At 61.1% G+C, this 22,985-nt stretch carries 21 protein-coding genes; 5 read left to right on the top strand and 16 right to left on the bottom strand.

Features of this window, described 5'->3' with window-relative positions; all coding sequences use genetic code 11:
• The first annotated feature begins 312 nt into the window (after positions 1 to 312).
• The 4 genes from IPF36_RS02905 to IPF36_RS02890 are packed head-to-tail and all read left to right on the top strand — an operon-like array spanning position 313 to position 5,160.
• Positions 313 to 1,452 carry a glycosyltransferase family 4 protein gene (locus tag IPF36_RS02905; RefSeq protein ID WP_195427282.1) on the top strand — a complete coding sequence of 380 codons (1,140 nt, stop codon included), beginning with the start codon at positions 313 to 315 and terminating at the stop codon, positions 1,450 to 1,452.
• A complete protein-coding gene (locus IPF36_RS02900) occupies positions 1,452 to 2,771 on the top strand; it encodes a sugar transferase (protein WP_195427356.1) in 1,320 nt (439 codons plus the stop codon). Before IPF36_RS02905 ends, IPF36_RS02900 begins: the two co-directional genes overlap by 1 nt.
• Before the next feature lie 35 nt (positions 2,772 to 2,806).
• On the top strand, positions 2,807 to 3,904 hold the full coding sequence (locus IPF36_RS02895) for a glycosyltransferase (protein ID WP_255519663.1): 1,098 nt from the start codon (positions 2,807 to 2,809) through the stop codon (positions 3,902 to 3,904).
• Positions 3,904 to 5,160 (top strand): lipopolysaccharide biosynthesis protein, encoded by a 1,257-nt coding sequence (locus IPF36_RS02890; RefSeq protein WP_195427280.1) that lies wholly within the window; start codon positions 3,904 to 3,906, stop codon positions 5,158 to 5,160. The genes IPF36_RS02895 and IPF36_RS02890 overlap by 1 nt, the downstream gene beginning before the upstream one ends.
• Positions 5,161 to 5,187: 27 nt before the next feature.
• On the opposite strand, the gene IPF36_RS02885 is transcribed toward IPF36_RS02890, so the two are convergent.
• From IPF36_RS02885 to rfbB, 13 genes are all read right to left on the bottom strand, one after another.
• Entirely contained in the window at positions 5,188 to 6,291 is a 1,104-nt protein-coding gene (locus tag IPF36_RS02885; RefSeq protein WP_195427279.1) for an MraY family glycosyltransferase, read from the bottom strand.
• A gap of 9 nt (positions 6,292 to 6,300) precedes the next feature.
• A complete protein-coding gene (locus tag IPF36_RS02880) occupies positions 6,301 to 7,095 on the bottom strand; it encodes a glycosyltransferase (RefSeq protein WP_368671103.1) in 795 nt (264 codons plus the stop codon).
• On the bottom strand, positions 7,079 to 8,071 hold the full coding sequence (locus IPF36_RS02875) for a glycosyltransferase family 2 protein (protein WP_195427278.1): 993 nt from the start codon (positions 8,069 to 8,071) through the stop codon (positions 7,079 to 7,081). Before IPF36_RS02875 ends, IPF36_RS02880 begins: the two co-directional genes overlap by 17 nt.
• Positions 8,068 to 9,249, bottom strand: coding sequence for a glycosyltransferase (locus IPF36_RS02870; RefSeq protein ID WP_195427277.1), 1,182 nt, complete (start codon positions 9,247 to 9,249; stop codon positions 8,068 to 8,070). Before IPF36_RS02870 ends, IPF36_RS02875 begins: the two co-directional genes overlap by 4 nt.
• 104 nt (positions 9,250 to 9,353) lie before the next feature.
• Positions 9,354 to 11,993: a glycosyltransferase gene (locus IPF36_RS02865; protein ID WP_195427276.1), complete on the bottom strand. Its 2,640-nt coding sequence runs from the start codon at positions 11,991 to 11,993 to the stop codon at positions 9,354 to 9,356.
• 35 nt (positions 11,994 to 12,028) lie between these two features.
• Positions 12,029 to 12,763 (bottom strand): ABC transporter ATP-binding protein, encoded by a 735-nt coding sequence (locus IPF36_RS02860; protein ID WP_218959474.1) that lies wholly within the window; start codon positions 12,761 to 12,763, stop codon positions 12,029 to 12,031.
• An 8-nt stretch (positions 12,764 to 12,771) separates the two neighbouring features.
• Positions 12,772 to 13,581, bottom strand: a complete 810-nt coding sequence (locus IPF36_RS02855) for an ABC transporter permease (RefSeq protein ID WP_195427275.1) — start codon at positions 13,579 to 13,581, stop codon at positions 12,772 to 12,774.
• Entirely contained in the window at positions 13,568 to 14,077 is a 510-nt protein-coding gene (locus IPF36_RS02850; protein ID WP_195427274.1) for a GNAT family N-acetyltransferase, read from the bottom strand. Before IPF36_RS02850 ends, IPF36_RS02855 begins: the two co-directional genes overlap by 14 nt.
• Complete coding sequence (locus IPF36_RS02845; RefSeq protein WP_195427273.1) at positions 14,074 to 15,201, bottom strand: DegT/DnrJ/EryC1/StrS aminotransferase family protein; 1,128 nt, start codon at positions 15,199 to 15,201, stop codon at positions 14,074 to 14,076. The genes IPF36_RS02850 and IPF36_RS02845 overlap by 4 nt, the downstream gene beginning before the upstream one ends.
• A gap of 34 nt (positions 15,202 to 15,235) precedes the next feature.
• Positions 15,236 to 15,787 (bottom strand): dTDP-4-dehydrorhamnose 3,5-epimerase, encoded by a 552-nt coding sequence (gene rfbC, locus IPF36_RS02840; protein ID WP_195427272.1) that lies wholly within the window; start codon positions 15,785 to 15,787, stop codon positions 15,236 to 15,238.
• A complete protein-coding gene (gene rfbA, locus IPF36_RS02835) occupies positions 15,784 to 16,665 on the bottom strand; it encodes a glucose-1-phosphate thymidylyltransferase RfbA (RefSeq protein ID WP_195427271.1) in 882 nt (293 codons plus the stop codon). The genes rfbC and rfbA overlap by 4 nt, the downstream gene beginning before the upstream one ends.
• Entirely contained in the window at positions 16,662 to 17,612 is a 951-nt protein-coding gene (rfbD, locus tag IPF36_RS02830) for a dTDP-4-dehydrorhamnose reductase (protein ID WP_255519662.1), read from the bottom strand. The genes rfbA and rfbD overlap by 4 nt, the downstream gene beginning before the upstream one ends.
• A 7-nt stretch (positions 17,613 to 17,619) precedes the next feature.
• A complete protein-coding gene (gene rfbB, locus IPF36_RS02825) occupies positions 17,620 to 18,684 on the bottom strand; it encodes a dTDP-glucose 4,6-dehydratase (protein ID WP_195427269.1) in 1,065 nt (354 codons plus the stop codon).
• A 231-nt stretch (positions 18,685 to 18,915) separates the two neighbouring features.
• Here rfbB and IPF36_RS02820 point away from each other — a divergent pair, with 231 nt between their 5' ends.
• A complete protein-coding gene (locus IPF36_RS02820; protein WP_195427268.1) occupies positions 18,916 to 19,764 on the top strand; it encodes a symmetrical bis(5'-nucleosyl)-tetraphosphatase in 849 nt (282 codons plus the stop codon).
• A gap of 35 nt (positions 19,765 to 19,799) precedes the next feature.
• Here the strand turns inward: IPF36_RS02820 and IPF36_RS02815 are convergent, their stop codons facing one another.
• The 3 genes from IPF36_RS02815 to IPF36_RS02805 all read right to left on the bottom strand — a co-directional run bounded on the left by IPF36_RS02815 (position 19,800) and on the right by IPF36_RS02805 (position 22,977).
• Entirely contained in the window at positions 19,800 to 20,633 is an 834-nt protein-coding gene (locus IPF36_RS02815; RefSeq protein WP_195427267.1) for a 1-acyl-sn-glycerol-3-phosphate acyltransferase, read from the bottom strand.
• Complete coding sequence (locus tag IPF36_RS02810; RefSeq protein ID WP_195427266.1) at positions 20,630 to 21,937, bottom strand: dihydroorotase; 1,308 nt, start codon at positions 21,935 to 21,937, stop codon at positions 20,630 to 20,632. The genes IPF36_RS02815 and IPF36_RS02810 overlap by 4 nt, the downstream gene beginning before the upstream one ends.
• Positions 21,938 to 22,005: 68 nt before the next feature.
• A complete protein-coding gene (locus IPF36_RS02805) occupies positions 22,006 to 22,977 on the bottom strand; it encodes an aspartate carbamoyltransferase catalytic subunit (RefSeq protein WP_195427265.1) in 972 nt (323 codons plus the stop codon).
• Positions 22,978 to 22,985: the final 8 nt, after the last annotated feature.

Here is a 22,985-nt window from a genome sequence, read left to right as displayed (position 1 = left end):
GTCGGGCACGCCGCACACCACAACGGTGTGCCGGCGATACCGGATAGGGCTCTTGGAAAGAACCAAAGGGGGGTATTTTGCCGGATTGCGCGGCTGGCGGGCGGTATAATCGCGGCAATATACCGGACAAGCGCAATTTTCAGCATCTGTCCTACACCTGAGGCTACACATTGCCGCCCGCCCGGCCGCGCCTTGCGCCCTCCGGGCCCATCGGCCACGGAAGCGATCGCCCGACCACTCTGAATTTGCCATAAGTCATCGGCATATTTGGGTCCTGTGGCGGTTGCGGCATGACAAATTTCGTAAGCAAACTTGACGACCGCCGCACAGTCCTCGCCGCGCCTGCGCATTGCCTATCTGATCACCAACTCGGAGATCGGCGGAGCGCAGTCGCATGTTGCCGACCTGGTGCAGGCGGCGCCGGCCGATGCCGACCTCATCCTGCTGGCTGGCGGCGATGGACCGCTGTTTGACATCGCCAGGCGCGCCGGCGCGCAAGTCATCCGGCTGGCGCGGCTGGACAACGCGCTCTCGCCCTTACGCGCGGTGGGTGCATTGCGGGAACTGCTGCAGGCCCTGAAGGAGGCGCGCCCGGACCTCATCCATGCGCATAGCGCCAAGGCGGGTGCGCTGGGGCGGATTGCGGGGGCGCTCCTTGGCATTCCGGTGGTGTACACCGTGCATGGATTTGCCTTCAAGCCACAGGCTCCTACACGTCAGCGACTGGCGGCGCGCGTTGCGGAATGGGTGCTCGCACCGCTGACCAGCCGGCTGATCTGCGTGGCCGAAGCCGAGAGGCGGCTGGCGCAGGCACTCCCGATTCCTGCCCGCCGTATCGCCGTCATTCCCAACGGGATTGCCGACACCGCAGCTCGCGCCTCGCCTGCCGACCCGATGCGCCGCATCGTCATGGTCGCCCGCTTCGCGGCGCCCAAGCGGCCAGACATCCTGATCCGCGCCTTCGCACACGCGAACCTCCCCGGCTGCGAGCTAGTGCTTGCCGGGGACGGACCGCAACGCGCCACCATGGAGGCACTCGCCGCGCAACTCGCGCCCGGACGCGTGGCATTTCCAGGCAATGTCGCGGACATCGCGGGCTTGCTGGCATCGGCACAGGTGTTCGTGCTGGTTTCGGACCACGAAGGCTTTCCGTTGTCGGTGCTAGAGGCGATGCGGGCCGGGCTGCCGGTGATCGCGTCGGACCTGCCTGGCATCCGGGAGCAGATCCAGGGCCCACGACATGGCCTGCTGGTCGCCGGCAACGACGCCGACGCGTTTTCCGCTGCGCTGGCGCGTATTGCGGGCGACGGCGCACTGCGGGCCGAACTCGGCGTCGCCGCGCGCCGCCGGTGGGAACAATGCTATGGGTTGGAACGCATGACCGAGGCAACGTGGCAAGTCTATCGCGATGCCTTGGCCAGACTCCCCGCCACCGCGCGGGTGCCGACATGATGAACGCCAAGACCGACAACCTGCGCCGCCACGCCTTGCGTGGCCGCATCGGCGGCTCCGAGACCATGCGCCGGGTCAGCCGGATGCTGGCCTGGGCTGTGCTCGGGCTATCGCTGTTCGCGCTCAGCGCGGTCTTTGCCGAAGCCGCGCACCGCGCCGGCCTGGTTACCTATGTCTTCACCCGCACGCTGTTGTGGTCCGTGGCGCCGTACCTGGCGGCGTTCATGCTGCTCCACCGCTCGCTGCACCTCCCGGCGATGGAGGGCAACAGCCTGGTCGGGCTGGCCGTGACGCTGCCTTTTGCTGGTTTGCTGTTTGGCTTTGCGGCCTTCCATATTGAGTATTCGCGGGGCGCCCTGCTGCTGTCGTATCTCATTACGCTCGGGTGGATCTGGGCGGGGTATCGCCGCTATGTGCATAACTACGTGCCGTTGTTCGGATACACCGACCCGCATACCCTGGCCCAGCTCGAAGGCATTCTCGCCATGCCAGGCGCCGCGCCGGCGGCGCGCATGCGGTTGGAACCGGTTGGATCGCTGGAAGATGCCAGGCATTTTGATGGGCTGATGGTGGATCGAAGCGTGACTGGCGATCCTGAGCGCACCCGGATGCTTGCCCATTACAAGATGAGTCATGTGCGGATGTATTCGGTCGAGCGGGTTGGGGAGATGCTGACCGGGCGGGTGGGGTTAGCGCATATTGATGAGAATTTTTTGGACGACTATGCCGCCCACTATCTGTATGGCTATCTGAAACGTGTGGTCGATATCGTGGCAGTACTGTGCCTGGCACCGATTGCCGTGCCCGTGGGTCTTGCCCTGGCGCTAGCCATCCGCTTGGAAACGCCCGGCGGCGCCATCTTCCGGCAGGAACGCGTCGGCCTCTTCGGCAAGCCGTTCATCATGCTCAAATTCCGCAGCATGGGCGTCGACTCCAGCGCGCCGGCCCAGTTCGCCGTGCGACGAGATCCGCGCGTTACGCGTGTCGGGCGCGTTATCCGCAAATACCGCCTTGATGAAATTCCGCAACTCTGGAATGTGTTGGTCGGCCACATGAGCCTGATTGGCCCGCGGCCAGAACAGGCGCCAATGGTCGACCAATTCTCGGCATCGATCCCGTACTACCCTTACCGGCACCTAGTGCGGCCCGGCCTGTCCGGGTGGGCGCAGGTCCAACAGGGCTATGCCGGCAGCCATGCAGAGACCGTGACCAAGCTCAGCTATGACCTGTATTACGTTAAGCATTGCTCGCTGGCGCTGGATTTGCTGATTGGGGTGAAGACGTTGCGGACGTTGGTAACCGGATACGGGGCGCGGTGATGTCTGCCGTTGGCAGACGCTCCGAACAGCAGCCCTTGCGTATCCTGCTCATTACCACGGGGCTCAAACTCGGCGGCGCCGAGCAGCAAGTCGCGGCGCTTGCCCGCGCCTTCATCGAGCTTGGCAACGAGGTTGCCATTCTGAGCCTGACCGCGGGCCGGGAAATCGAACTGCCGCCCGATATCGCCGTCACCGAACTTGGAATGCGCAAGACGCCGCTGTCGATGCTTGCGGCACTGCGCAGGGCCAGACAGATTGTGCTTGGATGGCAGCCCGACGTCATCCATGCGCACATGGTCCACAGCAACCTGTTTGCCCGGGCGCTGACTCGGCTGGGCCGCACTCCGCCATTGATATGCTCAGCGCACAGCGCAAGGGAAGGCGGCAGGCTGCGAGCAATGGCCTATCGCGTGACTGACCAGTGGTGCACGCTGACCACGCATGTCAGCGCTGCGGGCAGGGACGCCATGATCGCCAGCGGTGCGGTGTCTGCCCGACGCGTCACGGTGATCCCCAACGGCATTGATACGGGCCGCTTCCGGCCAGACGACGCCTCGCGCGAGCGCGCACGCCGCGAACTCGGCCTGAGCCCTGGGCATGTGCTCCTGCTGAACGTCGGCAGGCTGGTCCCCGATAAAGACCAGGCCATGTTGATCGAGGCATTCCGCGAAGTGGCCGCGCTGATTCCTTGCACAAGGCTGATGATTGCCGGTGATGGACCGCTGCGGTCAGACCTGGCTGCCAGGATCGCGCAGCACGGGCTGAACGACTCCGTCCTGCTGGCTGGCGCAAGAAGCGACATCCCCGAGCTGTTGCGGGCGGCCGACGTCTTCGTGCTGTCGTCGCGAATCGAAGGCATGCCACTTGCGGTGGGCGAAGCGCTGGCCAGTGGCCTGCCTGTGGTCTCCACGGCTGCAGCGGGCGTATCGGAACTTGCGGGCGGCACCGCCACGCTGACGCCGGTCGGGGACGCGCATGCGCTGGGGCGCGCCCTGCGCGAAGCGATCGCCCGGCTGCCAGGCACGCAGGCTGAACGAGACCGCCGCCGGCAGCAGATCGTCAGCCGCTTCGATGTGGCAGCCGTGGCCCGGCAATGGCTGGCGCGGTACCAGGAACTGAAGGAAAAACACTGATGCGCCGCAGAGTCGCAGGCAATCTGCTCTGGATGCTGGCCGACCGGGGCCTACAGGTGGCCGTGGGGATCGGCGTCGTCGCCATGCTGGCACGCGCCCTTGGCGCCGAGGGCTTCGGGCACTTTCAATACGCGCAGTCGCTGGTGTTCATCGCGGCGTCGGTACCGCTGCTATGCTCGGCGGAGGTGGTGGTGCCCCGGCTGGTGGCAATGGCCACGACGGAGGCCAGGCATGTTCTGGTCGCACACGCCTTCGCGATCCGGGTGACCGCCGGTATAGCCGGCTACACGCTGATGTGCCTGTGGCTGGCGATCACGCAGCAGCCCGCCGACACCTGGATTCCTGCCGCCATCCTCGGTACTGCCGTCATGATGCGCGAACCTTTCGGCGTCGTCATCGCGTGGATGCAGGCGCGCACCCACAACCGGCCCAACGTCGTGTTCAACCTGGTCGCCCTCGCGGCAAAGGCTGGATTGATCGCAACGCTGTTCTTTGCCGGTGTGGAACTGGTACCTGCCTATGCCACCGCATTCGCCATCGAGCCACTGATCGCGGCTGTGCTGCTCGCCTGGTACTACTTGTCCCGCGCCCCCCGGGTCGTCCCCTCGCACGAACCGACGCTCACCCGCGAGCTGGTGCGCGACGGCTCGCTGTTCTGGATCAGCTTTATGCTGATGGTCGCCGCGCGCCGCGCCGACCAGTTGATCCTGAAGCCGGCCGTGCCACTGGCCGAACTTGGAACTTATGCGGCCACCATGCAGGTGCTCGACAACTTCACCACCATCGCCACCATCCTGGCCGCGGGCGTGGCGCCGATGTATGTGTTCGCGCAGCAATCCGCCGCCGCTGCGCGTCGCAACGTACTGCGCGTGGCAACGGGCATGTCGATCATCGGCGTAACCGGTGCCGTCATTCTTGCGCTCTGCGCCGGGCCCGTGGTGCGGCTGCTCTACGGCCAGGCTTTCGGGGAAACCGTGGTGCTGTTGCGACTGGCGGCGCTGGCGTCCACACTGATCTTTGCCGACGTTGGCCTGAGTTTGCTGCCCGTCTACCTGCGCAAACCACGCTGGGTGGCAATCAAGTGGGGGCTTGTCCTGGCGACCACGGTCGTCGTCGACATGGTCGCGGTCCCGCGTCTTGGCGCCCGTGGCGCGGTCCTCGGCTACGCCGTTGCCAACGCCGTCGCCGTCATCTTTGGCCTGGTCCTGTTGCTGCGTACCAGCCGCACCACCGCCGCCGCGACGGTCTCGGCTTGAACCCGGCCGGAATCCGCGGCATGGGTCTTACTCAGTGTTGTCCGGAACGCTGGGCCCACGCTTGCCGCGCAGGACAATGCGACGACCGACCCGGAGGCAACGCCATGCGTTGCGCATCAGCAGCAAGTGAAGTGCGGTGACGCCCAGGAACGCAAGGAACAGCACCTGCTCCGAGATCCCCTGCTTCCAGCCGTATACGCCGATAAAGCCCAGCAACCCATTGCTGACAAGAATGACCCACACGATCGCGTCGGGACTCAGGCCGAGGCGAAGCAGCACATGGTGCAAGTGTGTCCGGTCTGCGGACAAGGGATTGCGACGCTTCATTGCCCGGCGGATGACCACTACCAGCAGGTCGATCAGTACGAATCCGAGCACCCAGAGCATCACGACAGGGGGTACACGCAGACCATTGTTATATGGCTTCTGGGACAGTTCCACCGCGAACCAGACGATGCCATATCCGAGCATCAGGCTGCCGGCGTCACCAAGAAACACGCGTAGGCTCCCCCTGAAAGGATTGCGCATATTGAAGATCAGAAAGCCGAGAATTGCGCCGCAGAAAATCACGCACACACGCTGGGCGGCCAGGTTCTCGAGCTCACCGGCAAGGTAACTGAACCAGCCAAAGACAATGAGGGACAGGCCGCCAGCCAGGCCATCGAGCCCGTCGCTCATGTTCATGGCGTTGATCACGGCGACCACGGCAAATAGCGTGAGCGGGATGGCCCAGTTTGCCAGTTCGACTTCACGCCTGCCAAAAATATCGCCCAGCGACGTCAGGTAGACGCCGCCCCATGACGTCATCAAGATGCCTGCAAACAGCTGTGCGGCAAGCTTGGCCACCGGCGACATGCCTTGCATGTCATCGATCAGCCCGACGAAGGCGAGCAACGTCAGACCACCCAGCAATGCCACGTAATAGCCCTGGTTGCGCATGAACAGCAGGCAACCCGCCCATATAGCCAGCGTTACGGCAATGCCGCCGACCAGCGGCACTGCGCCATGGTGACGCTTGCGGTTGTCGGGGCGGTCCAGCAGCCCGCCAACCATTGCCACCGGGCGCAGGAGCAGGACACCCAGCGCCGAGACCAGAAAGGCAAAGGACGGGACCCAGAAAAAGTCGAACATGGATTCGTTCTAATAATTGTTCATTTGCCGGGCGGCGACATTGCCGAAGCGGAATCGCCAGTATGCGCTGGATGTGAACAGCCTCAGCATGCTGGCCAAATGCCATCGCAGGTAGCGGAACCTGCGATGACTGTCGCGGCGCGCATCATGCATCACTATTGCCTCGTTCGCCCAAGAGACGGTTCCGCCATTCAGCCAAGTTCGAAGGCACACGTCCACATCCTCACAATAGAGATGATATCGGTCGTCGAAGCCACCCAGTCGCTTGAATACCTGCGCATCGAACAGAAGAAACATGCCTGCAGCCCAGTCCACCGGAATCGTCCCTTCACTTGTGTAGTCCGGAGGCAAGCGCCTTTTCATCAGTCTGGCAAGCGCACGCTGAAGGAGGATGGAAGGCCGCGGCACTTTCCGCGCGCTGTCTTCGAGGGTTCCATCCTCCGCCACGACGCGCGGCGCTACAACGCCAGGCCTTGCCCGCACTTGCGCCAGGAGTGCAGGAAAGGGATTTTTGATCAGCCGGACGTCGGGATTGACGACACAGAAATATGGCGTGTTGCAGTAAGCGAACGCGGCATTGTGATTGGCGCCAAAGCCCTTTGGTTCGGTGTTCTGGATATACCTGACATCCAGGCCAGCGAGCCCGTCATCGGCGCCGCGTTGCTCGCGCAGATTCTCGGTGACTATCACCTGAAGCGGCAGTTCCCCGGCAATAGCGGACAATTGCCCGATCAGCGGGCGCATCAGTTCCCACTGCCCATGGCTGACCAGGGAAATCGTCAGCAATTTAGCGGTCGGTTCCACGGCCTTGCCTCGCTTCCACCAGTGCGCCGCCACGGCCTTTTACGCCGTCGATGATGCCTTTGGTCATCAATCGGATCCGCCTGAAGCGCGGCGACATGCCGAGACCGAAAAACACCGCAAACTGCGACAGGCGGTACAGATGCGTGATCCTCCAAGCAATGCTCATCGGCGTCGTCAGCAGCATGCGCACCGTATTCCGGAACATGTAGTAGTCGCGCACCGGCGAGTGCACCGGCACCTCGCGCCAGCGGCCCAGCCAGACGCGCACGACATGGTCGCCCAGCGCATGCTCGAGCCGCGCGCCCGGCACCGCAAAGAGCCGCATGCCCCGCGCCTTCACGCGCAGGCACCATTCCGTGTCGACGTGATCAATAAAGTAGCCCTCGTTCATCATGCCGTGTCGCTCCAGCACCGAGATGGCAATCAAGGTGCCGGAGGCGATCAGGAAATCGGCCTCGATATAAGGCTCTGAGGTCAGGCTGGCGAGCCGCTGCACCCGGCCGCGCACCATGCGCACCACCTTGGATGTCGTGCCGGTGCGGCGGTCGTGTGCCACCGCGCCCACCGCGCCAACCTCGACACCGGCGTCGCGCAGCTGCCGGTCCGCTTGCCGCAGCGCGGCGACCATGTTGTCGGCCGGCACACTGTCGTGGTCCAGCAAGAGAACGTATTCGGCACCGGCGGCTTTTGCGGCTTCGATACCGCGGTTTTGAGCCGCCGCGATGCCGAGGTTGATCCCTAGGGGAACGTAACGAATACGTCCAGCCCCCGCATCTTCAGAGAAGCAGATAGCGGCGACGTCGATTCGCGCCGATCCGTTGTCGACGACCACAACAGTCCCGACCTGCTGCAGGGTGGCCTGCAACAGCCGCCGGAAAACAGGCTCGTCGGGATTGAATGTAACGACGACGGCAGCGGTGCTACAGGCTTCAACGGACGCAGCGCCGTTTGGCATGGCAAGTTGAGCTTCGCTCATGCCACCCTCTTCATCCGACTGTGAACAGTGCGGACCATGTGGGCAAGCATGGACCTAGCGCGAACATAGCGCAAATGTACCCTCAGTTTCTGCCGCGCCAGCCAGCCAGCCCCGCGTATCCAGCATGTATCGGCGCCTATTGCCGCACGACTCAAGCGTGGCATCCGTACGGAGCGCTGGAATTCCTCCAGCAAGCTCCGCCAGTGCATGGCCACCACATCCTGTGCATAGTGCCGTCGAACATCCTCGTACGCGGCCGCTGCCATTGCTGCACGCTGCTGCGGGTTGTCCACCAACTCGACGATTGCCCGATACCACGCCTCGGCATCTTGCCGCACGAGCAGGCCAGTCACACCGTTCGCCACGGAGTCACGGTAAGGCGGACTGTCAGCATATACGCCGGCGATGCGCAGGGCGCCGTACTCACGGTACTTGTTGTTGGTCTTGTATCGGTTTGACTCCGTATCCGCCATTGGAGCTAGCCCAATATCCAGGGCGCTGGCATGCTTGAACCTGATGAAGTCCTCGTAACTTCCTATGTGGGCGTGATAGACGACACGGTCCTTGCCGTGTAGCGACGGGGGACAATAACCAAAGAAATGCATCGTCACCTGCGGCCTTTCAGCCAACACTCGCTCCAGCGCAGGAAGAATAGCGATGAAGTCCTTTTCACGCGTCGCGCTACCCGCAAATCCGATCCGGACCTCATGCTCGTGCGCAGGCGGCGGCTCCAGCCCTGACAAGAGGCTGAAGTCGAATGGCGCAGGCAAGACGATGACCGACGCCCCAAAACGATCCCGCAAGTATTTCTCAAGATGGGGCGAGTTGACGATAACCGTATGGGCGTTGCGAACCACAAGTTCTAGGGTCTCGCGCACTTCCTTAGCCTGATAATAGTCAATCAGCGGCCCTTCGCCCTGCAGCTCCCAAAAGTTATCATCGATGTAGTACAGATATGAGATCTTGCGACGCAGCATCCATTTCACCATCGGCGCGGCGGAGGGATCGCCAACGCGGATAAGCAATGGAATAGCGTTACTCTGCATCCGACCAGGCAGGAAGTTGGATACGAGTAACTTGCAGACCCCCGCCGCATTACCGGCCGCCTCGCTAATAAGTCGGCCGATAATATGAGTAGTCGGAATCTCGCCCTCAATAACAAGACGGGCCTGTAGCATTGGCGCCGCTCCGGCAGCACCATGGGCCGGGTCAAGGCTACCGTTATCGCTCATACAGACCTTGCCCGACATTGGCATAAAGAGTCGCGCCCGCATACGCCGATTCAGCATTCATCAGACAACTCAAGGCCGATAGCTGGCACTATACGGCGGCGGATGCCGCTAAGGCGAGCGGCTCCAGCCAGCGAAATATGGCTAGTCGCACCACGCGTAAAGATGCGTATTTCGACATTGTCGGTGCCCTCGACCTCGATGCGCTTCCCAAAGCTGAGTCGGAGGAACGATCTATTTTTAACGTGATTGAGCGGAATAACGGATTGTGCCGCAATCTCATTATTAACAACGATCTCCGCACCGATCACGCCATCGCCATCTGCGAAATCCATCATGGGAATGGTCGACACACCTGCCACCATACCCGCCAAGCCACTGAACGCAGCAGCCACAAAATCCTTCCCATTCAGGTCCAGGCTCGAGCGAAGGTTGAGCGGCGTTGGAACACTCCACACCGTCTTCTGGCTCATGGAGCGGATATCTGCACGCGCCCGCCGGTCATCCACAAGCTGGTAGATCAATCCCTTCTTGTTTATGCAATGGTCCTCGAACGAGAAGCTGCGCGCAATGTCCTCATAGGCAGCAGACACGATCCGCGTCGCAAGATCTTCCTTGTAGAGAAGCGTCCGGATAGCGCGATACCAGCCTTCCTCATCGTTGGGAGCCAGGCAACCAGTCACCTCATGCTTGACATAGTTGCGATAGGTCTCAACATCCGAGTAAACGCCCGGAAATCCCGCCGCCGCGTATTCCCGATATTTATTATTCGTCTTACTACGATTGAACTCGGTATCCGCGAGCGGTGCCAGTGCCACGGCCCACTGCCTAGAGCGGAAAAACGAGATGAACTGATCATAGTCCGGATTAAATGGATGCGACACCACGCGCTCATTTCGCTCGAATTCCGCCGGCACGAAGCCAAAGAACTCGAGCGAGACATTGGTATCTTCTGCCAAGATCCTCTGCAGTGCAGGGATCACAAACTCGAAATCCACGTCCTTCTTCAGACTGCCCATGAAGCCGATTACCGAGGTCGCCTTGTACCTGGGCTTTTCCGCCGGTAGCAGCTGATAGGGCCGGAAGACCTCCACACGATCGCTGTGCTCCACGGCGGCATCTCGCATCGCCGCCGAGTACACTGCCGTCCGATCGGCCAGAGAGATCAGGTCAGCGAGATCCTGGTTCTCAAACTGGCCATGACTTGGTTCGCCGTTGTGAAACTGAAGCGCGAAATAATTGTCATCGGTCTCGAAAGCCACGGGGATACCGAGAGCTTTGGCACCGCGAACAATCTCGATGACCGGAGCGGTGTAGATGCGCAACACGTACACCAACTCAACCTCTTCGAGCTTGATCTTATGAAGCTCGGAAAGGTCATATACAGTGTATTCAAAGCCTTTGTCCTCGCGCCTCAACTGGTCGAACGGCTTTTCCACCAGCAACGCAAAAGACGTCTGCGAACGGTCAGGGACAATAACCGCAACCCTTACCCGCTCGCGACGGGACGGCACACGGAAGAAGACCTCCCTCATCCACCGATCGTCCGGTTGTTGGCTTTGCGTGGCCGCCCGCTCCAAAACCTTCTCGAATTCATCCACATATACTCGACTGGAAAAGCGCGCTTCAATGTTGGCTCTAGCGCGCTTACCCATTTCTGCAAGTTTGGGGGCGTCCGACATCAACTCGCAGAGCTTCGCCGCCATTTCGCTGGCACTCGATACGAGACATCCATCTTCCCCATCGCGGATGATCTCTCGCGCACCGATGGTCGGCGTTGCCACCACCGGGAGGCCACAAGCCTGTGCCTCAAGCAGCGAGACCGGAAAGGTCTCCGTTGTCGAGGTGTTCACATAAATGTCTGACGAGCCAAGACAATCCAGCGGATCATCCACCTGCTTGCGCAAATCAAAATACTTCGCAAGATCGTTCCGCATGATTTTCTCATGCAGAGCATCATAATACTGAGGTTCGCTGGGTCCGACCAAAGCGAACTGAAAGCCTGCACAACCCCGACGTAGCATGTCCATAGCCACATCTGGCAGCATCATTTGATTCTTGTTGTCGTTGAAATGCCCCAATTGTAAGATGCGGAACATTCCGTCCGCACCACGACGGGCAACCGACGGCGAGAACCGCTTGATATCAACGCCATTATGGACCACCGATATGCTGCCACCCAAACCCAGCTCACTCAGTGATTCACGTAATGACTGCGCGGGAACGACAATGTGACCACCACCGCTCGCAAGCAAGCGATAGATCGATTCCTTGAACTCGCCGGACATCGCGGTATAGATGTTGTCGACGAACAAGGCATGAATATGAGCAACGTGGGGACGACCCGTAATTCGCGCCGCAAAGTAACCATCCAGAAACACGCTGGTGTTACTCACAATCACGTCAGGGTTGGTACGCCTGATCAACCGCACCAGAAAATCGATACTCTCGCGCGAGCGATCCAGACAGTAACTAATATTGTCGTCCGAAAACCCTGGATTAAACCACCATCTCAAATAACTTGAGCGGGTAACCTGTACGCCACCAAAATTAAGCTGCGGGGCAATTTTTGCCTCGGGCGGCAGCACCGCTACCAGGTGATGTCCCTTTTCCGCGAGACCAAGGCAAAGCGCCCGAAACGTCTGATCGATACCCGCCAAGCCGGCTGTCGGGCTGATTGCCAAAACACGCATCTTAATTTCCGCTTATATCAAATCTCAGTTGAAGACTACTGCCCGCCACGCCGTGTATATTCAGCAAGAACTTCAGCGGTAGGTCCATCCATTGCTACCTCTCCCTTGCGCAACCAGATCACCCGTTCACAGAAGTCCTCAACCAGAGGCAGGCTATGGCTTGAAAAAACCAGAATCTTGCCTTGGTCCATGAACTCGTACATCCGGCGCTTTGCCTTGTCAGCGAACACCAAATCTCCCGCCCCCATGACTTCATCCAGCAATAAGATTTCCGGATTAATGGCAGTCGATACAGAGAATGCAAGCCGGATGAACATGCCCGCTGAGTATGTCTTTACCGGATAATCCAGAAAATGACCCAACTCAGAAAATTCTGCGATGCTGTGAATGCGTGCCTCGACTTCATCCGGAGCAAGCCCCAACAGCATTGCCCGGATTCGGATGTTATCCCAGCCGGTTTGAGTCATCTCAAAACCCGTCGCCAATTCGAACATCGGCGAAACATGCCCGACGATCTCTGTCTCACCCGAAGTCGGCGGGTAAATGCCAGCCATCACCTTGAGGATGGTACTTTTGCCGGCACCATTCAGACCAACCAGCCCCACTCTCTCCCCGTGAGCAATCTCAAGGTTAATCCCCTTCAATGCATCCACGTATTCGACACGTTCCTTGGCCTTGGGACGGAAAGCATTGAGCAATGCACCCTTCAGGCTGTCCTGGCGCATGGATACATCAAAGCGAACGCGTACATCGCGCAAACTGATCTTCAACTCGGGGATCATAGAACGTAGACGATGCGATGAGACATGCGCTTCATTACTGCAAACGCGACAACGCCGATCAGAATGGCGTAGCCGATGGCGACCATCCATACCTCATCGGGGGGCGAAGCGTTATTGAGCAGCGGATACCTGACGATTTCGATCAGGTAATAAAGCGGATTGTATTGATAGATAAAACCGAGCCCGCGATCCTTCAGCATGGTGACGGTGTACATCACAGGCGTCACGTAGAAACCGATCTGGATCAATCCACTCAACAGGTGCGGTAAATCGCGGTACCTGGCACCAAGATGCGAAACGATAACCAAGTGAAAGAAATTGATGACGATAAACAGCAGGAAGCCGGGGAAAAACCACAGCGCACCGACTTCGAACTTCCGGCCATAGGCAAGGGCTACCGCCAGGAACACCAGCATGCCGACACCGAACACCACGATGTAGGGCACCATGGCCCTATACAGGTAGGTGACCTTTGGGAAGGAAAATTGCTTGATATAACCCTCGGCATTGACAAAAGCGGAGCCACCCTCTGTCAATGCTGATGTCATGAAACCCCAAATAGCGAGCCCCAACGTCAGAAAGGGCAGGAACTCATCCATCGGCTGATGAAACAGCTTGCCGAAGATAATCCCGACCGCCGCCATAGTGGCCGAAAGATTAATAAGAATCCAAAGCGGCCCCAAAATTGAATTGCGAAACCGCCCCTTGACGTCCTGCACTCCCATATGGAGCCACACACGCCACAGTTTGGCCGCAGCAGCATACTCCGTCAGCGGATGCTTGCGGCTGCTGTTATAGACTGTCATCTAGTACACGCTCCATTGCGACCCGCCCTTCCTGGCGGCCTGTTTCCACGAAGCCCAGGTTCTCGTAAATGCGAGCAGCATGGAGGTTCGTTTCCAGTACTTCAAGGTAAGCCTTAGACAAACCAAGCCTGTCGCGCGCGAACACCAGCAACGCCTCGATCGCACGGCGCATCTTCCCTTGCCCGGCGGCCTCCGGCGACACGACAAAGCGGCCAATCTCGGCGCGGCCGGTCGAGTTGTTTACGTCGTAGATCGCAACCTGCCCAACCAGCACGCCGGTCTCCGGGTCCTGCACTACGAACACGAAATCGTCGGACTTCTCGGAATACTTTTGAAACCAGCCCTCGTGGCTTTCCAGAGTCAGAATGTCGGAGAAAATGAACTGTTGCCTGACGCCCTCGCGGTTGCGCCAGGCCAGCGTCAACGGAAGGTGTTCCGTCGCAAGGGGGCGTAGACGCACTCCCTTGGCTTCGAATGGCTCGAAGATCGGCTTCATGCAGCGTACTTGCGAACCAGTTCGCAGACGAATTCAACGTCCTTGCGGCTGATACCCATGTGCATGGGTAGCGACAGCACTTCATTGCTGGCTGCATGCGCGCGCGGGCACTTGCCCTTGCCGCTGGCGTACATGCGGTATTCGGTATTGTCGCGATAATGAACGCCCGGATAAACCTCGTGCTCGTGCAGGGCGAGCATCAGTTCGTCGCGATTCTTCACGCGAATCTGGAACAGGTGGCGCGACGAATCGCAGCCTTCGGTGATGGTCGTCAGCCGGATATTGTCGTGGTCCGACAACAGTTCCTCATACCAGTTTGCCAGCTGGCGACGGTACGCATTGTCATTGTCCAGGTACTTGAGCTGAACCAGACCGATGGCCGCCATGATCGAGTTTCCATGGTACTTGTAGCCGACCTCTTCCACGTCGTACATCCACTTGTAGGCGCCCTGCGTGGTGGTGCGGGCAAACGTGTCCTTGTTGATGCCCAGCCACGTCATCTTGCGAACACGCTCGTCGTCTTCGGCTTCCTGGAAGCAGATCATGCCCGAGTCGGCGGTCGGCAGGTTCTTCACGGCCTGGAAGCTGAACACGGTCACGTCGGCATCGTGGCCCACGTGGCGGCCCTTGTAGCGCGTGCCGGACATATGGGCGGCGTCGAGCACCAGCTTGATGCCCTTCTCCTTGCACAGCGCAACCACCTTGTCGTACTGGCCGACGTTGCCACCCAGGCCCACGAAGATCACGGCGCGGGTGCGGTCGGTGATGCGATCGGCGATGCTGTCCGGGTCCAGGCACAGGGAATCGTCGACATCAGCGAAGACGGGCGTCAGGCCAGAATACAGAATGGCGTGGTTCGTGGAAACGAAAGTCAGGGGCGTGGTGATGACCTCATCGCCATCGGCCCAGCCGTACTTGGTCTTGAACAGTTCAAAGGCGAGATGCAGGCCAACGGTATTGGAGCCCAGGAAGTGCGCGTGGGGCAGCCCGGTGTAAGACTTCCAGGCCTCTTCCATAGCGTTGGTCTTGAAGCCGAGACCGGTCCAGCCCTTCTCCAGGCACTCCTGGATTTCTTTCAGGCATTCTTGAACACGGAAATTCGGTACGAACAATTGGATTGCCATTTTTCTCTCCCAGGGAATTCGGATATCTAATTAATCACTCAAACAATTCTGCAACCGCCAAAGCTGGTGCGTCTTCGTCCTTCTTCGAGAGAACGGGCGCTACTTCGATCGGCCAGTTGATGCCCAGTACCGGATCGTCCCATCGCAGCGATCGCTCGAACTGGGGGGCATAGTAGTCCGTGGTTTTGTAGAGAAACTCAGCGCTATCGGACAAGACCACGAAGCCATGCGCAAAACCTTCCGGCACCCAGAGCTGGCGCTTGTTTTCCGCCGACAGCTCCACACCAACCCACTTACCGAAGTTCGGCGAGCTGCGGCGAATATCCACTGCAACATCGAATACCGTACCGGACACCACCCGTACCAGCTTTCCTTGCGGTTGCTGAATCTGGTAGTGCAGACCACGCAGGACATTCCTGGCCGAGCGCGAGTGATTGTCCTGCACGAAATTTCGTTTCAGGCCCGTGGCATCCTCGAACTGGCGCGCATTGAAGCTTTCAAAGAAGAAGCCGCGGTCATCGCCAAAGACCTTGGGCTCCATGATCAGCACCTCGGGCAAGGCCGTTTTGACAATATTCATGCTCATGCAATCGACTCCTTCAAAACCTGTTGCAGGTATTGGCCATAACCGTTCTTGGACAGCTCCGAGGCCACTCTCTGCATCGTTTCAGCTGAAATCCAGTGATTGCGGAACGCAATCTCTTCCGGGCACGCCACCATCAAGCCCTGACGCTTCTGCAACGTCGCGATGAATGTGGCGGCCTCCTGCAGCGAATCATGGGTGCCGGTATCCAGCCAGGCGTAGCCCCGCCCCATGATCTCGACCTCAAGCTGGGTGGCTTCGAGGTAGCGCTTGTTCACATCGGTAATTTCGAGTTCGCCCCGGGCCGAAGGCCGGATATCCGCGGCGATATCGCAGACCTGGTTGTCATAGAAATACAGGCCGGTCACCGCATAGTTGGAACGAGGCACCTTTGGCTTTTCTTCCAGCGACAAGGCGCGGAAATTTTCGTCGAACTCGACCACACCATAGCGCTCCGGATCGTGTACATGGTACGCGAACACGGTGGCCCCATTCTCCCGCGAAGCGGCGCGCTGCAATTGCTTGGCCAGGTCGTGGCCATGAAAAATGTTGTCGCCGAGAATCAGTGCGGAGGGGTCGTTGCCGACGAAGGACTTGCCGATGATAAAGGCCTGTGCGAGCCCATCCGGGGACGGCTGTACGGCATATTGGAGATTCAGGCCCCACTGGCTGCCATCGCCGAGCATCTCGGTGAAGCGCGGGGTGTCCTGTGGCGTTGAAATTACAAGGATGTCACGAATACCCGCCAGCATCAGCGTACTAAGCGGGTAATAGATCATCGGCTTGTCGTAAACAGGAAGAAGCTGCTTCGAGACCGAGCGCGTGATGGGGTACAGGCGGGTGCCAGAGCCACCGGCCAGAATGATGCCTTTGCGTTTCATTTTCTATCTTCAGAAGTCCTGTTGGCGTCTGTCACTAGCGCGAACTCGGCGATATCAATGAATTCGCGCAGCGTCCTTTCCACATCCCGATGCCATTGGGAAATAGCAATACCGAAGGCATTCCTCAGCTTAGACGTGTCGAGGCGCGAGTTTGCCGGCCTTGGCGCCGGGCTGCCATATTCCTTCGCCGTGATGGCGTGTATATTGGCTGGGCCAAGCGCCAGCGGCACGCCATTGTCGGCTAGATAGCGGACGATCAGCCTTGCGTACTCGCACCAGTTGGTGCCCCCCAGTGCGGTGAGGTGATAAATACCTGGCACGAACTGCTGTTCCGCGCGGTTCAGGTACCGGGCGATGGCGAAAGCCGTGATGTCTGCAACCAGCGATGCGGGAGTCGGCGCGCCCCACTGGTCCGAAACGACGTTCAGCGATTGCCGCACCTTAGCGGCGCGAACGATGCTTTTCAGGAAGTTGCCACCGTGCAGACCGTAGACCCAGCTCGTACGGAATATCAGGTGGTTTGCGGTCGCAGCCTCCACCAGGCGCTCGCCGCCAAGCTTCGACTTTCCATATGCGGACAGCGGATTGGGGATGTCGCTTTCGACGTAGGCCCCGGCTTTTTCGCCATCGAATACGTAGTCAGTCGAATAGTGGACGATCAGCGCCCCAAGAGCAGCCGCCTCTTCCGCCAATATCCCGGGGGCGACCACATTGACGGCGTTTGCAAGGTCGATCTCCTTTTCGGCAAGATCGACCGCGGTGTAGGCGCCCGCGTTGACGATGATGTCCGGCCGCGTGGTCCGGACCACGCGCTTCACGCTCTCTGCATCGGACAAGTCGCATTGGCGACGGTCCATCGCAACAACGTTTCCATGCAGGGACAGGCTGCGTGTCAGCTCAAATCCAAGCTGGCCATTGCAACCCGTGAGGAGGATGGTGGGAAACATGCCGTACTCAAGCGGCATACTGCTTCGCCACCCAGTTCCGATACTCTCCGGACATCACGTCCTGCACCCATGCCTGGTTTTCCAGGTACCACTGCACAGTCTTGCGCAGGCCGGACTCAAACGTCTCCGCCGGCTTCCAGCCAAGCTCGCGCTCCAGCTTGCGGGCATCGATCGCGTAACGGCGATCGTGGCCAGGACGGTCCTTCACGAAGGTGATCTGGTCGCGGTACGAGCCGGTTGCCTTGGGAGACAGTTCGTCTAGCAAGTCGCACAGGGTGTGCACCACGTCGAGGTTGGTCTTCTCGTTCCAGCCGCCGACGTTGTAGGTTTCACCCAGGCGGCCGCGTGCCAGCACTTCACGGATGGCGGAGCAATGGTCCCGCACGTACAACCAGTCGCGCACGTTCTGCCCGTCGCCATAGATCGGCAGCGGCTTGCCGCCGAGCGCATTGGCGATGATCAACGGGATCAGCTTTTCCGGGAAGTGGTACGGGCCGTAGTTGTTTGAACAGTTTGTCGTCAGGACCGGCAGGCCGTAGGTGTGGTGGTAGGCGCGGACGAGGTGGTCCGAGGCTGCCTTGGACGCGGAATATGGGCTGTTGGGCGCGTATGGCGTCGTCTCGGAGAACTGGGGATCGGTTTCGCTCAGCGAGCCGAACACCTCGTCAGTGGAGACGTGGAGGAAGCGGAATCCGGACTTGGCCGGTTCTTCCAGGCTACCCCAATAGGCGCGCGCAGCTTCCAGCAGCGTAAAGGTACCGACGATATTCGTCTGGATAAATTCGCCCGGGCCGTGAATGGAGCGGTCGACATGGCTCTCCGCCGCAAAGTGCACTACCGCGCGCGGCTTGTAGGTAGCGAAAAGCTCGTCCAGGGCGGAGCGGTCGCAGATATCCGTTTGCGAGAACACGTGGCGGGGATCATCCTCAACCGACGCCAGCGTCTTCCGATTGCCTGCATAGGTGAGCTTGTCGACGTTGATGACCCCGTCCGCCGACTTGTCGCCCAGCCATGCCAGAACGAAATTGGCGCCAATGAACCCGGCGCCGCCTGTGACCAAAATATGGGACAAAACTTGCTCCTTGCGTCGATATGTTTCGATGACCCGACAAAAGCCGAGCGCCCACCTTGTCCTCTTCCAGGACGGCGGGGCGTTAAGTGCCTGCAGAAGTGGCGGTATTCTATCTGACTGAATGCCCTAACTTACGCCCCTACCCCCTCTTTTTGTAGCCTCATGTAACCAAGCCACGGTATATCGGTCACAAAACTACAAATAGAAGCGAAATAGTTGCTCAGATCCTTGATGACCAAACCCAACGTATCCTTTACACCACATTTCGCCGTGGGCGACCTCCAAGGCTGCGCGCCATCCTTGTCCGCCCTGCTTCCAAGGCTCGGAGAGCAGCCCACCCTCCGCTTCGTCGGCGACATCGTCAACCGCGGCCCCGCCTCCCTCCAGACCCTTCGCACCATCCATGCCATGGCTCCCCGCGCCGAGATCGTCCTCGGCAACCACGACATCCACCTCCTTGCCGTAGCCGCCGGCGTCCGCAAGAAAGGCAAATCCGACACCCTCGACGATATCCTTGCCGCCTCCGATTGTGATGACTTGCTCACCTGGCTCCGCCACCGCCCCTTGGCCCTGCTGGAAAACAACTTCCTCCTAGTCCACGCCGGCGTCCTCCCCCAATGGACCGCCCCCCAGGTCATCGACCTCGCCCACGAAGTCGAAGCCCAACTCCAGGGCCCCAATTGGCAAGACTTCCTAGCCGACATCTTCGGCAATACCCCAGACCGCTGGCACGACGGCCTGCGCGGCATCGAACGACATCGCGTGGTGGTCAATGCACTTACCCGACTGCGCTATTGCACCGTCGATGGCGTGATGGACTTCAAGACCAAGGAAGGGCTCGGCAAGGCGCCGGACGGCTTTATGCCGTGGTTCGATGTGCCGGGACGGCGCACCGGGGATGTGACCGTGGTTTGCGGGCACTGGTCGACGCTGGGCCTGGTGATGCGGCCGGACCTGATGGCGCTGGATACCGGCTGCGTCTGGGGCGGCAAGCTGACGGCGGCGCGCATGGCGGCGGATCCGGCCGAGCGGACCGTGGTCCAGGTCGATTGCCCGCAATATTGTGATCCGCTGGCCTGAGGCGCAATCCCGCCTTGGCGGGGAGGGCAATCGCGCTAGCTGATGGCAGCGGAGGCTGCGACGGGCTCGGCGGCAGGCTGGGTCGGCTGGTTCAGGCGCTCGGCCGTTGCCACTGCCTCGTCACCGGCCCCTTGCGCGAGATGCTGCACGACCTCGCGGGCGGCGCCTGCCAGCTCGCGGCGGTCGGCGGACGCCGGTGCCAGCGGCGGGCCAATGACCACCCGCGCCTTGATGCGCGGGGCGCGCAGGACGGCGTTCAGCGACTGCAGCAGCGTGGTGTCGTCGATGTAGGCAGCCGCCAGCGTCGGCTGGCCGGTGGCCGCGTCCAGGTAGTTCAGTCCGACCGGCTGCACCGGCAGGCCCCCGGAGATCGGGGCTTGCATCAGGTTGGCGTGAAACGGCAGCACCCCGGTACCGTCGGTGGTGGTCCCTTCGGGGAACACGCCGACGAGGTCGCCCTGCAGCATGACGTCGGTGATGTCGTGCAGGACCCGGTGGGCGTCGCGCTTGCGCGCGCGTTCGATGAAGATGGTGCCGGTCTTGTCACACAGCCAGCCGATCAGTGGCCAGCTCCGGATCTCGGACTTGGCAACGAACCGTACCGGTTGCCAGCTATGGATCACATAGATGTCCAGCCACGAGATATGGTTGGACACCACCAGCGCACCCTGGCGCGCGGCGCCATGCGGGGCCGCGCCGCGGACATCGACGACTTCGACCTCTACCCCGCAGATGCGCAGCAAGCGCCGCGACCAGCGCCGGATGTGCCAGGCGCGCGAACGCGCGCCCAGCCACGGGAACAGCACCGCGCAGGTCAGCAGCCCGCGCAGCAGGTGCAGCACCAGCGCGGTCTTGCGCAGCCAGATCATGCGTTGGCGTGGTTGCCGTTACCGTTGCCGCCGCCGTTGCCGTAGACGATCTGGCCGCCGACCAGCGTCATCCGCACCTTGCCTTCCATCTCGTAGCCGAGCCACGGCGTGTTCTTGCCCTGGCTCTTGAGCGAGCGGCGATCGACCTTCCAGACCTGCTTCGGATCGAACACGCAGACATCGGCGGGGGCGCCGGCGGCCAGCGTGCCGGCCTTCAGGCCGCTCAGGCGCGCGGGCTCGGAGGTGATGCGGGCCAGCGCCTGTGCCAGCGGCACCTTGTGTTCGGCGGCCCAGCGCAGGGTCAGCGGCAGCAGCAGTTCCAGGCCGGTGGCGCCGGGAGTGGCTTCGGCGAAGGGCAGCAGTTTCTCGTCGTCGTCCACCGGGGTGTGGTCGGAGCACAGGGCGTCGATGGTGCCGTCGGCCAGCGCGGCGACGATGGCGTCGCGGTCGCGGGTGCTGCGCAGCGGCGGCGAGAAGCGCATTTGCGAATTGAAGTAGCCGATATCCATGTCGGTCAGCGAGACGTGGTGGATATTGACGTCGCAGCTGACCGGCAGGCCTTCGCGCTTGGCCTGGCGCACCAGCTCCAGCCCGGCGGCGGAGGACAGGCGGCACAGGTGCACGCGGGCGCCGGTGGAGCGCATCAGTTCGAAGATAGTGTGCAGCCGCACGGTCTCGGCGATCACGGATACGCCGGACAGGCCGAGGCGCGACGCCACCGGGCCGCTGGCGGCGACGCCGCCGCCCAGGAACGGGTCTTCCGGGCGCAGCCAGACGGTGAAGCCGAAGGTCTGCGCATATTGCAGCGCGCGCAGCAGCACCTGGGTGTTGCGCACCGGCTGCTCGGCCTGGCTGAAGCCGACGCAGCCGGCCTCGGTCAGCTGGTTCATTTCGGTCAGGACTTCGCCTTTCAGCCCCAGTGTCAGCGCGCCCAGCGGGTAGACGTGGGTCTGGTTGAGCGTGCGGGCGCGGAACTTGAGCATCTCGACCAGGCCCGGCTCGTCCAGCACGGGGTCGGTATCGGGCGGACAGATCAGGCTGGTGACGCCGCCGGCGGCGGCCGCGGCGACTTCGGATTCGAGGGTGGCCTTGTATTCGTAGCCGGGCTCGCGCAGGCGCGCGGACAGGTCGACCAGGCCGGGGCACACGATCAGGCCCTTGGCGTCGATCACCTTGTTGGCGGTGAAGTCCGCCGGGGCGTTGCCGACGCCGACGATCTTGCCGGCGGCGAGGTAGAGGTCCTGCACGGCATCGGTGTTGCTGGCCGGGTCGATCAGGCGGCCGCCCTGGATGTGAATCTTCATAGCTTGGCTTGTCGTATCGGTCGTGTCGCTTGGCGTGTTCGGTAGGTCTTGGCTATACCGCATCGTCATCAGTCGTTGTTCCCTGCCACGATGCCCATTACGGCCATGCGCACGGCGATGCCGAAGGTCACCTGGTTCAGGATCACCGATTGCGGGCCGTCGGCCACGGCGGAGTCGATCTCCACGCCGCGGTTCATCGGGCCCGGGTGCATCACGATGGCATCGGGCTTGGCCAGCGCCAGGCGTTCCGGTGTCAGGCCGTACGCCTTGAAGTATTCCTGCGCGGACGGCAGCAGCGCGCCGCTCATGCGTTCGTTCTGCAGCCGCAGCATGATGACCACGTCGACGCCCTTGAGCCCCTCTTCCATGTTGTGGAAGACGCGCACGCCCATCTGCTCCAGGGCAGACGGCAGCAGCGTGCGCGGGCCGATGGCGCGCACTTCGGGCACGCCCAGCGTGGTCAGCGCGTGGATATCCGAACGCGCCACGCGCGAGTGCAGGATGTCGCCGACGATGGCAACGGTCAGGTTGGTGAAGTCCTTCTTGAAGTGCCGGATCGTGAACATATCCAGCAGACCCTGCGTCGGGTGCGCATGGCGGCCGTCGCCGGCGTTGATCACGTGCACATGCGGCGCGACGTGCTCGGCGATCAGGTAGGGCGCGCCGGAACTGGCATGGCGCACCACGAACATGTCTGCGGACATGGCCGACAGGTTGTTGATGGTGTCGAGCAGCGACTCGCCCTTGCTGGTCGACGACGCATTGATGTTCAGGTTGAGTACGTCCGCCGACAGCCGCTTGGCCGCGATTTCGAAGGTGGTGCGGGTGCGGGTGGAGTTCTCGAAGAACAGGTTGAACACGCTCTTGCCGCGCAGCAGCGGCACCTTCTTGACATCGCGGTCTGAGTCGGACAGCGATACGAACTGGCTGGCGGTATCGAGGATGTGCGTGATCATGTCACGCGACAACCCCTCGATCGACAGCAAATGCTTCAGTTCGCCGTTCTTGGTGAGCTGCGGGTTGCGGAACGTCTTGGTCATGGCAGGTC

This window comes from Cupriavidus sp. IK-TO18, assembly GCF_015549295.1.
In the GTDB taxonomy this organism is placed as follows: domain Bacteria; phylum Pseudomonadota; class Gammaproteobacteria; order Burkholderiales; family Burkholderiaceae; genus Cupriavidus; species Cupriavidus oxalaticus_A.
This window is presented reverse-complemented; position numbering and strand designations above follow the sequence as displayed.

Bases quoted from the DNA above. Each gene is read 5' to 3' on its own strand.
- IPF36_RS02900 (WP_195427356.1), top strand. From the start codon at position 1,452: ATGAACGCCAAGACCGACAACCTGCGCCGCCACGCCTTGCGTGGCCGC.
- IPF36_RS02890 (WP_195427280.1), top strand. From the start codon at position 3,904: ATGCGCCGCAGAGTCGCAGGCAATCTGCTCTGGATGCTGGCCGACCGG.
- IPF36_RS02885 (WP_195427279.1), bottom strand. From the start codon at position 6,291: ATGTTCGACTTTTTCTGGGTCCCGTCCTTTGCCTTTCTGGTCTCGGCG.
- IPF36_RS02875 (WP_195427278.1), bottom strand. From the start codon at position 8,071: ATGAGCGAAGCTCAACTTGCCATGCCAAACGGCGCTGCGTCCGTTGAA.
- IPF36_RS02870 (WP_195427277.1), bottom strand. From the start codon at position 9,249: ATGCTACAGGCCCGTCTTGTTATTGAGGGCGAGATTCCGACTACTCAT.
- IPF36_RS02865 (WP_195427276.1), bottom strand. From the start codon at position 11,993: ATGCGTGTTTTGGCAATCAGCCCGACAGCCGGCTTGGCGGGTATCGAT.
- IPF36_RS02855 (WP_195427275.1), bottom strand. From the start codon at position 13,581: ATGACAGTCTATAACAGCAGCCGCAAGCATCCGCTGACGGAGTATGCT.
- IPF36_RS02850 (WP_195427274.1), bottom strand. From the start codon at position 14,077: ATGAAGCCGATCTTCGAGCCATTCGAAGCCAAGGGAGTGCGTCTACGC.
- IPF36_RS02845 (WP_195427273.1), bottom strand. From the start codon at position 15,201: ATGGCAATCCAATTGTTCGTACCGAATTTCCGTGTTCAAGAATGCCTG.
- rfbC (WP_195427272.1), bottom strand. From the start codon at position 15,787: ATGAGCATGAATATTGTCAAAACGGCCTTGCCCGAGGTGCTGATCATG.
- rfbA (WP_195427271.1), bottom strand. From the start codon at position 16,665: ATGAAACGCAAAGGCATCATTCTGGCCGGTGGCTCTGGCACCCGCCTG.
- rfbD (WP_255519662.1), bottom strand. From the start codon at position 17,612: ATGTTTCCCACCATCCTCCTCACGGGTTGCAATGGCCAGCTTGGATTT.
- IPF36_RS02820 (WP_195427268.1), top strand. From the start codon at position 18,916: ATGACCAAACCCAACGTATCCTTTACACCACATTTCGCCGTGGGCGAC.
- IPF36_RS02815 (WP_195427267.1), bottom strand. From the start codon at position 20,633: ATGATCTGGCTGCGCAAGACCGCGCTGGTGCTGCACCTGCTGCGCGGG.
- IPF36_RS02810 (WP_195427266.1), bottom strand. From the start codon at position 21,937: ATGAAGATTCACATCCAGGGCGGCCGCCTGATCGACCCGGCCAGCAAC.
- IPF36_RS02805 (WP_195427265.1), bottom strand. From the start codon at position 22,977: ATGACCAAGACGTTCCGCAACCCGCAGCTCACCAAGAACGGCGAACTG.